The organism is Collinsella sp. OM04-5, assembly GCF_003439125.1.
Classification (GTDB): Bacteria; Actinomycetota; Coriobacteriia; order Coriobacteriales; family Coriobacteriaceae; genus Collinsella.
This window is the reverse complement of the sequence record NZ_QSUU01000015.1, coordinates 53,469-65,007: the sequence shown is the minus strand read 5'-3', so window position 1 is coordinate 65,007 and position 11,539 is coordinate 53,469. Positions and strand designations below refer to the sequence as shown.

Here is an 11,539-nt window from a genome sequence, read left to right as displayed (position 1 = left end):
CGGTCCCGGGCTGACAATTTCGACTGTAATGGACGTTCTTAAACGACTAGTCATTAAAGAACGTCCCTAACGACTACTTTGCTAGAGCATATTTCTTACCATTAGTCAAGCACCATCTGTTTAAACGAAATAGCCTCAACGCGAGCACATTTGTGTCTGTTTAAAACCGGCAATAATGAACAGCGTGCTCAATTCGGTCATGTAAATAGATCAGCTATCAATCCTCAGCAGCAAATCAGCCAAAATACTGGAATGTAATCAACTTGTAACAAAACAAGACGTTTAAACAAATAATGCTACCTTTTGCAGTTTTTCAAACAATTCTGCTGTATTTGCAGCTATACTCCATAACTGTCGTGTAGGAATTACGTAGACAAAAAGGAGGTTATGTGATGGTAAGTATTGTTCTTGCTAGCCATGGTGACTTGGCGGCTGGAATCAAGCAGACGGGCTCGATGGTCTTTGGCGATCAGCCGTCTGTTGCCGTGGTCTCGCTCGAGCCGAGCATGGGCCCCGACGACTTCCGTGCCAAGGTCGAGGAGGCAATCGCTTCCTTCGAGGACCAGGAGCAGGTGCTCTTCCTCGTTGATCTGTGGGGCGGCACGCCGTTCAACCAGATCAGCGGGCTCATCGAGGGCCACGATTCCTGGGCTATCGTCACCGGTGTCAACCTGCCTATGCTCATCGAGGCATATTCGCAGCGCTTTGACGCAAAGAACACTGCACATGCGATCGCAAAACATCTCGTGACTGAGGCTAAGGCCGGCGTGCGCGTCAAGCCCGAGTCTCTGGAGCCCGAGGAGAAGAAGCCGGCTGCGGCCGCCGCTGCTCCTGCGGGTGCCATTCCTCCGGGAACGGTGATCGGCGACGGGCACATCAAGATCGCCCACGTCCGTATCGACACGCGCCTGCTGCATGGTCAGGTGGCCACCACGTGGACCAAGCAGATCAACCCCAACCGCATCATCGTGGTCTCCGACGGCGTTGCTCACGACGAGCTCCGCAAGACCATGATCGAGCAGGCTGCCCCTCCGGGAGTCCACGCCAACGTCGTGCCTATCAAGAAGATGGCCGAGGTCGTCAAGGACACGCGCTTTGGCGACACCAAGGCGATGCTGCTGTTCGAGAACCCGCAGGATCTGCTCAGGGCCATCGAGGCCGGCGTCGACATCAAGGAAGCCAACATCGGTTCCATGGCCCACTCCAAGGGCAAGGTCGTCGTCACTAACGCTGTCGCTATGGGCGATGACGATGTCAAGACCATCGAGGCTCTCAAGGCCAAGGGCGTCAAGTTCGAGGTCCGCAAGGTTCCTTCGGATTCCTCCGAGGATCTCGACGCCATGTTGAAGAAAGCTAAGGCCGAACTGGCCGCTCAAGCATAGTAAAGGAGGGTCCGATACATGTCTGCAATCACTATTCTGCTTGTTGCGATTGTCGCGTTGCTTGCCGGTATGGAAGGCATTCTGGATGAGTTCCAGTTCCATCAGCCGCTCGTGGCATGCACGCTTATCGGTCTCGTAACCGGTCACCTTCAGGAGGGCATCCTCCTGGGCGGTTCGCTCCAGATGATGGCCCTTGGCTGGGCTAACGTCGGCGCCGCCGTCGCGCCTGACGCCGCTCTGGCCTCGGTCGCTTCTTCGATCATCATGGTGCTCGCCCTCAACGGCGGCGCCACCGATTCGGCCAAGGCCGTTACCGCCGCCATCGCCGTCGCCGTCCCGCTGTCGGTCGCTGGTCTGTTCCTGACCATGATCTGCCGTACCCTGGCTACCGCTATGGTTCACGCCATGGACGCCTGCGCCGAGAAGGGCGACTTCGCCGGCATCGAGCGTTGGCAGTACGCCGGCATCCTCATGCAGGGTGTTCGTATCGCCATCCCGGCAGTACTTCTGTGCATCATCCCGGCCGAGGCCGTTACCAACGCGCTTAACGCTATGCCCGATTGGCTGTCCGGCGGCATGGCTGTCGGCGGCGGCATGGTCGCTTCCGTCGGTTACGCCATGGTCATCAACATGATGGCCACCAAGGAGACCTGGCCGTTCTTCATCCTCGGCTTTGTCCTTGCTGCCATCCCTCAGCTCACGCTGATCGCCCTTGGCCTCATCGGCATCTCCCTTGCCCTCATCTACCTTGGCCTTAAGGATCTGGCCAAGCAGGGTGGCGGCATGGGCGGTGGCTCCGGTGACCCGCTCGGCGACATTCTGAACGATTACGAGTAGGAGGGGAGTGATACATATGGCAGAGAACAAGATTCAGCTCACCAAGGCTGACCGTAAGAAGGTTTGCTTCCGTCATCAGTTCCTTCAGGGCTCGTGGAACTACGAGCGTATGCAGAACGGCGGCTGGTGCTTCGCAATGATCCCTGCGATCAAGAAGCTCTACACCAGCAAGGATGACCAGATTGCCGCTCTTAAGCGCCACCTGGAGTTCTATAACACCCACCCCTATGTTTCCGCCCCCGTCATTGGCGTTACCCTCGCCCTCGAGGAGGAGCGCGCCAACGGTGCTCCGATTGACGACGTCGCCATTCAGGGCGTCAAGGTCGGTATGATGGGCCCGCTCGCCGGCGTCGGCGACCCCGCCTTCTGGTTCACCCTTCGCCCGATTCTGGGTGCACTGGGCGCTTCCCTGGCCCTGTCCGGCAGCATCGCCGGTCCGCTGCTGTTCTTCTTCGCGTGGAACATCATCCGTTACGCCTTCCTGTGGTACACGCAGGAGTTTGGCTACAAGGTCGGCTCCTCCATCGCCAAGGACCTCTCCGGCGGTCTGATGGGCAAGGTCACCGAGGGTGCTTCCATCCTGGGTATGTTCATCATCGGCGCCCTGGTCGAGCGCTGGGTGTCCATCTCCTTCACCCCGGTCGTCTCCAAGGTCACGCAGTCCGCTGGCGCCTATATCGACTGGGCCAACCTGCCCGCCGGTTCTGAGGGCATCAAGCAGGCATTGACGATGTACAGCTCTGTCGGTGCCAACGCACTCGACCCGGTGAAGGTCACCACGCTTCAGGCCAACCTCGATCAGCTCATCCCCGGCCTTGCCGCCGTGTGCCTGACCCTTCTGGTCTGCAAGCTCCTCAAGAAGAAGGTCAGCCCGATCGTCATCATCCTGGCTCTCTTCGCCGTCGGCATCATCGGTCGCGTCTGCGGCTTCATGTAAGCACGCTTCGGCTTAAGACCGAGAGTTGCTAGGCAAGGGCTTTTGAGCCATTGAAACGGGCCGCACCCGGTGGGTACACTGGATGCGGTCCGATTGTTTTTATTGGAGGGCGAGGCGCGTATGGCGCAATCTCAGAACAGCACGGTCGATCTGGCAACGCCGGCAACCTGCCTGATGGGGCTTACCAGTCACGGTAACGTGATGGTGGGCAATAAGGCGTTTGAGTACTATAACGAGCGTAATCCCGAGGATTATATCCAAATCCCGTGGGACGAGGTCGACTATATTGCCGCCGAGGTTTTGCGCGGCACCAAGAAGATTACGCGTTTTGCCATCTTTACCAAAGAGAATGGCCACTTTACGTTTTCGACGCGCAATGACAAGGAAACGCTTCGCGCGGTGCGTAAGTACATTGACGAGGACAAGCTCGTTCGTTCGCCCGACTTTATCGATGTGACGGCCAAGGGCGCCAAGAGCATCCCCTCCGTCATCAAGAACCTTTTCCACAAAGGCAACTAGCCATTAAAGAGCGCCCCCCTAAAGTGTGACGCGGTTTCCCATGAGGCTCGATCGGGAAAGTGCATCCCGGTTCGAGTGCCGATTGCGGGATGTAGTTTCCGGAACGGGCCCGTTTGGGAAACCGTGTCCCGTTTCGAGTCGAAATTCTGGGACACAGTTTCCCAGCGAGGTCCCATGGGGAAAGTCTGACCCAGAATTTGCCTGGATAGTGGGACGCACTTTCCGGAGGGCTGTTCCACCGCAACTTCGAAGAGTGGCTACACGCTGCATCACAACGTGTAAATCTGCTACACTAGTACAACATGCCTCCGTAGCTCAGGGGATAGAGCACCGCTCTCCTAAAGCGGGTGTCGACGGTTCGAATCCGCCCGGGGGCACCAGAGATTTGCCGAGCCCGGTACCGCTACGGTGCCGGGCTCTTCTGGTCTAAGGGCAGGGTTCGAGCCGTCGACACCCGCGTCACCAATTTCCCCGCGGGGGGAGTTTTCGAATCAGCCCGGGGACACCAGAGATTGATCGAGCCCGGTACACCGTCACGGTACCGGGCTCTTCTGGTTCATGTCATGTCAAAAACGAAGCGCCCGCTTGCTGGGGGAGCAAGCGGGCGCCTGTGAGCGAATATGTTTGCGGCGGGAGCCGTAATGGGCGGTGGGGCGGCGACTAGTTGGTCGTACCAGAATCGTCGCCCGTGCTCGTGCCCGAGCCAGAGCCCGAACCCGAGCCAGAAATCGAAACCGTCAGCGTAATCGTGTTGTCGGTGGACTGCTTGCCGGTGGGGGAGACGCCCGTAACGGTGGCGTTTTCGTTGCCGCTCACGGGGTTGCCGTTCTGGTCGCAGAACGCGATGTTGTAGAACCCGGCGTTGTTGAGCGCGGTGACGGCGGCGGAGATGCTCTTGCCGTACAGGTTACCCGGAACGCTGGCCTTGCCGGACTTCTTGGCAATGACGACGGTAATCGTGGCGCCGGGCTTCTGCTTGCCGCTGGGGTTCCAGCTGATCACGGTTCCCTCGGTAACTGAGTCGTTCTCCTGGTAGCTCACGTCGACGCCAAAGCCTGCCATATCGAGGGCGTTGCGCGCCTGGGCCTCGGTCATGTCGGTCAGGTCGGGGACGGACGTGGTATCAGGACCGCTGGAGACCTTGTACGAGATGGTCGTGCCCTTCTCGACTTCCTTACCGGGTTCGGTGCCCTGCTCAAAGACCTGGCCCTCATCGGCCTCGTTGGCCTCCTCGGAGGCGTTGCCCTTCAGGCCAACGCTTGCCAGCGCGGCTTCTGCCTGGTCCTTGGTCAGGCCGACAAGCCGGGGAACCTCAACCTTCTCGGAGGGCTTGGGGCCCTTGGAGATTACCAGGTTCACCTTGGTGCCCTTGGCCTTCTTGGTTTTGCCGTTGGGCGTCTGCTCGGCGACCTTGCCCTCGTCGATATCGTCGTTGTAGCTTTGGTCGATGGTGCCGACCTCGAGGCCGGCTTCCTTGATCTGCTCGACGGCAGTCTGCTGGTCCTTGCCCAGCACATCGGGCACGGTGACCTGCTCGCCGCCAAAGAGTCCTGTGGCAAAGGCCACCACGATACCGATGACGGCAACGGCTGCCACCACGGCGGCGATGATCTTGTTCTTGTTGGATTTGGGCTTTTCGACCTCGTAGGAGCCGGTGGAGCCCGAAACCGAGCTACGGGCGGTATTCTGGCCGCTCACGCCCGAGACGGGACGCACCATGGCGCGCGTCTGATCGGAAAGCTCGCGAGTCTTGGTGGCGCCCAGCTCGCCGGGGGCACCGATGATGCGCGTGGGCTCCGAGATGTTGACGGCACGGCCCGACAGGTAGCTGTTGAGCACCTGACGAAGCTCTTCGGCGGTCTGGAAGCGGTTTGCCGGGTCCTTCTCCATGCACTTGAGGATGATGCGCTCAAGGTCGGCGTCGACACCGGAGTTGATCTGGCTCGGTGGAATAGGCAGCTCGTTGACCTGCTTGAGTGCGACCGAGATAGCGTCGTCACCGTCAAAGGGAACGCGGCCGGTGGCACACTCATACATCACGACGCCCAGCGAGTAGATATCCGAGGTGGGGCCGAGGTCCTGACCACGGGTCTGCTCGGGGCTGACGTAGTGGGCGGTTCCCAGCACGTTGTTGTCTTGCGTGAGGTGGCTGTTCTTGGCGCGCGCGATGCCAAAGTCCATCACCTTGATGTTGCCGTCTGGCAGCACCATGATGTTCTGCGGCTTAATGTCGCGGTGGATGATCTCGTGCTTGTGGGCGACCGAAAGCGCGGAGCTGATCTGCGAGCCGATCTGGGCGACCTTCTTGGGGTCGAGGGCGCCGTGGCTCTTGATGCCGCTCTTAAGGTCGGTGCCGCGCAGGTACTCCATGACGATGTAATAGGTGTCGCCGTCCTTGCCCCAATCGTAGACGCCCACGATATAGGGGGAGGAGAGACCGGCTGCTGCCTGGGCCTCCTGCTTAAAGCGTGCGGCGAAGGTTGCGTCGCCAGCATACTGCGGCAGCATGATCTTGACGGCTACCGTGCGGTCGAGGACCTGGTCCTGCGCACGGTAGACGGTCGCCATACCGCCTGTCCCCACCTTATCCTTGAGGAGGTATCTTCCCCCGAGGACCCTCTGTTCCATTCCTGCTCCTAACATAACTATTCGCTCAACGATGTGTGTAGTACCTACGATGTGGCCGCTGGGGCCGTGTGGCGCGTTGCCGCTAACTCTTCGGCCGCGGCGCGCCTCGGGTGTCCGATTCGATCATGGGCATCACGCTCCCTGTGCGGCGAGCGCCGCGGTCAGGACGATGCCGGCAATCTTGGCCGCCTTGACGTCGTGTTTGTCGTAATCCTCCAAGGCCACCGAGATGGCGACCGTGGGTGAATCGTAAGGTGCAAAGCCAACGAACATCGAGTTGACGTTGGTGCCGCCGGTCTCGGCCGAGCCGGTCTTGCCGGCGACCTTGACGCCGGGGACCTGGGCATCGGTGCCGGTACCGGACTGGACGACGGCGAGCATGGCCTGCTTGACCTGGTCGGCCGTGGCGGAGCTGACGGCCTGACCCAGCGAGCGGGACTGCGTGGTCTTGACCACAGTTCCGTCCGGGGCGAGTACCTGGGCTACAAAGTACGGGTCCATGACCACGCCACTGTTAGCGATGGCGGCGGCAATCACGGCGTTTTGCATGACGGTGGTCTGCGGCCCGGGCGTGTGGTCCATGCCGACAGGCTGGCCGGCGCCGGCCCAGGCGGTCTCCCACTCGGTCATGAGCGACGGGTCGGCCATGATGGAGGCCGCGGAGGTCAGGTCTTGGCCGAGCTTTTGGCCGTAGCCAAAGGCGTTGGCAAACTGCACGAGCGTGTTTGCGCCAACTTCGTTTGCCACCTGGCCAAAGACGACGTTGGAAGACACGGCAAAGGCCTGCTGCAGGCTGATGGTGCCGTAGCTCTCGTTGGCATAGTTGGTGACCGGTGCGTTGCCGATGTCCATGGAGCCGGGCGCCTGGTAGGTGCTGGTAAGGCTGGCGGTGCCGGTCTCGAGTGCCGCGGAAAGCGTAACGACCTTAAACGTGGAGCCCGGCGTGTACAGCGCGTCCATGGCGCGATTGTACATGGAGCCGTCCTCGCCGCCGCCCGCCTGCAGCAGGGCGTCGATGTTGGTGTTATCATAGGTGGGCGAGCTGGCGCATGCGAGCACCGCACCGGTACGCGGGTCGATGACCACTACAGCGCCCTTAAAGCCCTTGAGCGCCTGCTCGGCCGCCGTCTGGATACGCGAGTCGATGGTGAGCTTGGCGGTGTTGCCCGGCTGGGTCTGGCCCGCGAGCGAAGCGATGGCGTTGTTCCAGCTGGAGTAATCCTTAGAGCCGGTGAGCGTGTCGTTCATGACACTCTCGATGGCGGTGGTGCCATACTGCTGGCTCACGTAGCCAACCACGTGCGCTGCCAGGTTGCCGTTGGGGTAGGAGCGTACGTAGGTGCCGTCCTCCTGCTGCAGCGACTCGGCCAGCGTCACGCCGTCGGACGTGATGATGGAACCGCGCTGGATGTACTTGGAGCGGGCGATAGTGTGGTTGTTGGTCGGCATATCCTGATAGTCCTTGGCCTTGATGACCTGGACATAGGTGAGGTTGCCGATAAGGATGGCGAACAGCGCCGTAAAGGCGAGCACCGCACGGGTTAGACGGTTGGCGAGCGCAACGCGGCCGAGCACACCGGATTCAGGCGTGTCGAGCAGGCGACGGCGCATGCGCGAGCCGACGGAATGGCTGCCGCTGCCGTAGGAAGACGAGGTGGCAAAGCGCGTGCCCGTCGGGGCGGCGGCAGATGCGACCTGATCATCGGTGATGGCGGCCATAGTGCCGGTGCCGGTAAGCTCGGCCTCGCGTCCGGTCGCCTCGTCACCGGCGCGCAGCAGGAGCGCGACGATGATAAAGCTTGCCAGCAGCGAGGAACCGCCCTGGCTCATAAAGGGTAGGGTGACGCCGGTCAGCGGGATCAGGCGGGTAACGCCGCCCACGATTAAAAAGGCCTGGAAGCTGATGGCGGCCGTAAGGCCCGTGGCGCTAAAGGCGGCGAGGTCGGATTTAGCGCGGGCAGCCGTGGTGAGGCCACGCACGGCAAAGAGCATAAACAGGATGAGCACGGCGCCGCCGCCCAAAAGGCCCATCTCCTCGCCGATGGCCGAGAAGATAAAGTCGGACTCGACGACAGGGATGTTGTTGGCCATGCCGTTGCCGATACCAACACCGACCAGACCGCCATCGGCAAGCGAGAAGAGCGACTGGACGATCTGGTAGCCCTGGCCCTGGGCGTCCTTAAACGGATCGACCCAAACCTGGAAACGCACCTGAACGTGAGACAGGAACTTGTAGGCGCCCACGGCTCCAACGGCTAAGAGCGCAAGGCCGATAACGACATACGAGAATCGTCCCGTGGCAACGTAGAGCATCAGCAAGAAGATGGTGTAGAACAGCACGGCCGAACCCAGATCGCGTTCGAAGACGACGACGAGCAGGCACACACCCCACACGGCAAACAGCGGCAGCAGCAGTCGCAGGCGAGGGATCTTAAAGCCCAGGATCTTGCGGTTGGAGATGGAGAGCAGCTCGCGGTTCTCGGCCAGGTACCCGGCCAGGAACAGCACGATAAAGACCTTGGCGAACTCGCCGGGCTGGATGGTAAAGCCCGCGATGCGAATCCACAGCTTGGAGCCCGAGATCGTGGTGCCGATAAAGATAGGCAGCATCAACAGAATGATGCCGATAATGCCAAAGGTGTACTTGTAGCGCATGACTACGTCGAGGTTCTTAACCAACGCGAGCGTTCCCACCATCAGGGCCACCGAGACAAACAGGATGATGAGCTGTGAGATGGCGAGAGCGGGGGCGAGACGCGTCACGAACGTGATGCCGATGCCCGAAAGCACAAAGACAATGGGCAGGATGGCGGGGTCGGCACCGGGCGCCAAGATGCGCACGGCAATGTGGGCCGCGGCAAAGGCGGCAAAGAGGCCGATCGGTACGGCGAGCGTCTCAAAGGAGATGGCAGCGCCCGTGGTGAGGACGTACATCGCATACAGCAGGATGACGGGGAACGCCGAGGCGATGAGCAAGAGCAGCTCGGTGTTGCGGCGACTCATAAGCGGCACTCCCTTTCTAGTTCTTTTCGGAGGCTTCGGCCTCGGCGGACTGTTCGGCGGTTTTCTCGGAATCTGATTCGGAGGTCGATCCCTGGTCGGTGTTGTCGCGAATCGTTTGCGCGTCGATCACCTGGCGGGTCTGCTCCTCGTCGATCTGGTGGCGGTACTTGGATATCGTGTCCTGCGCATCGTCGACACTTGTTTGCGGAATGCCCGCCTTGAGGCGGTTTTGCGTGTCTTCGGGCAGGTCGGACAGCTTGATACTGGTTTCGCTTTCGAGCCAGTGGAGCTTGAGTCCGAGCGGCTTGCCGGGCAGGCCGCGCCAGACGGCGACATTGCCCTGGTAGGTACCCAGGTAGTACGAGCCGGTGACACCCGTGTAGGCCCAGATGGCAGCCGCCAGCACCAAGACGAGACCTAAGACGACGCCGATGGTGACGTTGCGGCGACGCACGCGTTGCGCCTCGCGCATAACGCCATCGTCAACCAGGTCAACGACTACTACGGTCACGTTGTCGTGGCCGCCGGCGGCAAGCGCCGCGTCCACTAGGTTGTCGACGCAGATTTGCGCGGTTGAGGACTGCGTGGCGATGTTCTCGATATCGCTATCGGGAATCATGCTCGAAAGGCCGTCGGAGCACAGGATCAGGCGGTCGCCTTCCTCGATATGCAGAGTGAAGTGGTCGGCATACATGGCGGGGTCCGAGCCCAGCGCACGGGTGATGACCGAGCGGTTGGGGTGGACGCGAGCCTCGTCTGCCGTAATCTCACCGGCGTCCACGAGCTCCTCCACGTAGGAGTGGTCGCGGGTCACGCGGATGAGCGTGCCCTCGTGGAGCAGGTAGGCGCGAGAGTCACCCACGTGGGCGATGGCGAGCGTGTCGTTTTCGATATAGGCGCAAGTGGCTGTGCAGCCCATGCCGGGCTTGCCCAGGCCGTTCAGGGCCGCCTCGATTACGGCGGCGTTGGCTGCCTCGACGGCTGCGGCCAGGCGTGCTGCGTCGGCGGACTGCGGGGCCGTCTTGGCAATAGTCTCGACGGCAATGGAAGAGGCTACCTCGCCGGCGGCGTGACCGCCCATGCCGTCGCATACGCAAAAGAGCGGCGACTGCACCAGGTAGGAATCCTCATTGTGCGGGCGTACGCAGCCAACGTCAGAGCGGGCGCCCCACATGAGTTGCGTGGTGGTGCCGGCATCATAGGTCGAGTCGGTCTCGATGCGCTCCTCGGTCAGGGGCTCAAAGCTCATGGTCGAGCCGGGGTCTTTGAGCTTGGTCTCAACGGCGGCAACGTCGATCTCGGCTGTGTCACCGGGAGAGACGGTGTCGGTCTCGGCGTTTGATTCGGAATCGCCGGTGTCCGGGGAGCCGGGCTCCTCGGGCGCGCGGGCGGTCGACTCGTCGTCTTGCGGGCTGACGTCTATAGGCTCGGGCGCCGGCGTAGACGCGGGCGCAACCTCGGATGCCGGGGCTATGGGAAACGCCGGCGCGGCGGGCTCGGGTGCCGCAAACACCGCAGCGCTCTCGTTGATTGCCGCGGCGACGGGCTCTGCAAAGTGAGCCGGCGCCGGGGTTGCTTCGGGCGCTGTGGGCTGTTCCGCAGCATGTGCGCCGATGGGCGCCGCTACGGCATCCTCTTCGTCCTCGTTATCGGCGAGATCCGAAATATCATGCGTTACATGCGAAAGAGGCAGGGAGAACACGGTGTCCTCGGGTTCCACGGGTGCGGAGCCCGCCGGAGCGGCGTGGGCCGGCGCAGCTGTGGCGGCAGCCGGTGCCTCGGTCATAGTTGCGGACTTGTTCTCCTCGTCGATCATCGACGGTTCACCTTCATGACCACGTCGCCAATCTGGACTTCGTCGCCCTCACGCAGCGTCGCGGGCTCCACGAGCTGGCGGCCGTTGACGAGCGTGCCGTTAAGCGAGTTGAGGTCCTCGATGATGAGCGCCGGGCCCTGCAGCGAAAAGCGCGCATGCGAGGCCGAGACGAACGGTTCGTTGATGCAGATGTCCGAAGATGGCGAGCGACCGACGATGACGGGGCCGAGCATGTCTACGTGGATGCCACGGATGCCGCGCGGGCCCTTGTCCACATCGATCGTCCAGATAGCCGAGTCGCGGCGCTGTCCGCGCACAAGTCCCACGCCGGTCTTCATGACGGCGAACAGGAAGATATAGAGCAGGGCGACCAGGACGATGCGGCCTGCAAAAAGGACGATATCGATGTTCATAAGC

The 11,539-nt window shown here is 61.4% G+C and carries 8 protein-coding genes and 1 tRNA gene; 5 read left to right on the top strand and 4 right to left on the bottom strand.

Translation table 11 applies throughout. The features are described from left to right. The first annotated feature begins 392 nt into the window (after positions 1 to 392). The 5 genes from DXB53_RS09055 (at position 393) to DXB53_RS09035 (ending at position 4,055) form a co-directional block, all read left to right on the top strand. On the top strand, positions 393 to 1,382 hold the full coding sequence (locus tag DXB53_RS09055; RefSeq protein WP_089573275.1) for a PTS sugar transporter subunit IIB: 990 nt from the start codon (positions 393 to 395) through the stop codon (positions 1,380 to 1,382). Between the two features lie 18 nt (positions 1,383 to 1,400). Then, a complete protein-coding gene (locus DXB53_RS09050) occupies positions 1,401 to 2,219 on the top strand; it encodes a PTS mannose/fructose/sorbose transporter subunit IIC (protein WP_117564943.1) in 819 nt (272 codons plus the stop codon). A 16-nt stretch (positions 2,220 to 2,235) separates the two neighbouring features. Further along, a complete protein-coding gene (locus DXB53_RS09045) occupies positions 2,236 to 3,156 on the top strand; it encodes a PTS system mannose/fructose/sorbose family transporter subunit IID (RefSeq protein ID WP_117564942.1) in 921 nt (306 codons plus the stop codon). A 120-nt stretch (positions 3,157 to 3,276) separates the two neighbouring features. Further along, entirely contained in the window at positions 3,277 to 3,675 is a 399-nt protein-coding gene (locus DXB53_RS09040) for a DUF956 family protein (RefSeq protein ID WP_117564941.1), read from the top strand. Between the two features lie 304 nt (positions 3,676 to 3,979). After that, positions 3,980 to 4,055, top strand: a tRNA-Arg gene (locus DXB53_RS09035). A gap of 280 nt (positions 4,056 to 4,335) precedes the next feature. Here the strand turns inward: DXB53_RS09035 and pknB are convergent. From pknB to DXB53_RS09015, 4 genes are all read right to left on the bottom strand, one after another. Continuing rightward, on the bottom strand, positions 4,336 to 6,303 hold the full coding sequence (gene pknB, locus DXB53_RS09030) for a Stk1 family PASTA domain-containing Ser/Thr kinase (RefSeq protein ID WP_117584200.1): 1,968 nt from the start codon (positions 6,301 to 6,303) through the stop codon (positions 4,336 to 4,338). A gap of 132 nt (positions 6,304 to 6,435) precedes the next feature. Beyond that, a complete protein-coding gene (locus tag DXB53_RS09025) occupies positions 6,436 to 9,306 on the bottom strand; it encodes an FtsW/RodA/SpoVE family cell cycle protein (protein ID WP_117584199.1) in 2,871 nt (956 codons plus the stop codon). Positions 9,307 to 9,322: 16 nt separating this feature from the next. Beyond that, positions 9,323 to 11,122, bottom strand: coding sequence for a Stp1/IreP family PP2C-type Ser/Thr phosphatase (locus tag DXB53_RS09020; protein ID WP_117584198.1), 1,800 nt, complete (start codon positions 11,120 to 11,122; stop codon positions 9,323 to 9,325). Further along, entirely contained in the window at positions 11,119 to 11,535 is a 417-nt protein-coding gene (locus DXB53_RS09015) for an FHA domain-containing protein (protein WP_006235180.1), read from the bottom strand. The genes DXB53_RS09020 and DXB53_RS09015 overlap by 4 nt, the downstream gene beginning before the upstream one ends. Positions 11,536 to 11,539 lie beyond the last annotated feature (4 nt).

Coding starts and splice junctions, on each gene's coding strand:
- DXB53_RS09055 (WP_089573275.1), top strand. CDS start 393: ATGGTAAGTATTGTTCTTGCTAGCCATGGTGACTTGGCGGCTGGAATC.
- DXB53_RS09050 (WP_117564943.1), top strand. CDS start 1,401: ATGTCTGCAATCACTATTCTGCTTGTTGCGATTGTCGCGTTGCTTGCC.
- DXB53_RS09045 (WP_117564942.1), top strand. CDS start 2,236: ATGGCAGAGAACAAGATTCAGCTCACCAAGGCTGACCGTAAGAAGGTT.
- DXB53_RS09040 (WP_117564941.1), top strand. CDS start 3,277: ATGGCGCAATCTCAGAACAGCACGGTCGATCTGGCAACGCCGGCAACC.
- pknB (WP_117584200.1), bottom strand. CDS start 6,303: ATGGAACAGAGGGTCCTCGGGGGAAGATACCTCCTCAAGGATAAGGTG.
- DXB53_RS09025 (WP_117584199.1), bottom strand. CDS start 9,306: ATGAGTCGCCGCAACACCGAGCTGCTCTTGCTCATCGCCTCGGCGTTC.
- DXB53_RS09020 (WP_117584198.1), bottom strand. CDS start 11,122: ATGATCGACGAGGAGAACAAGTCCGCAACTATGACCGAGGCACCGGCT.
- DXB53_RS09015 (WP_006235180.1), bottom strand. CDS start 11,535: ATGAACATCGATATCGTCCTTTTTGCAGGCCGCATCGTCCTGGTCGCC.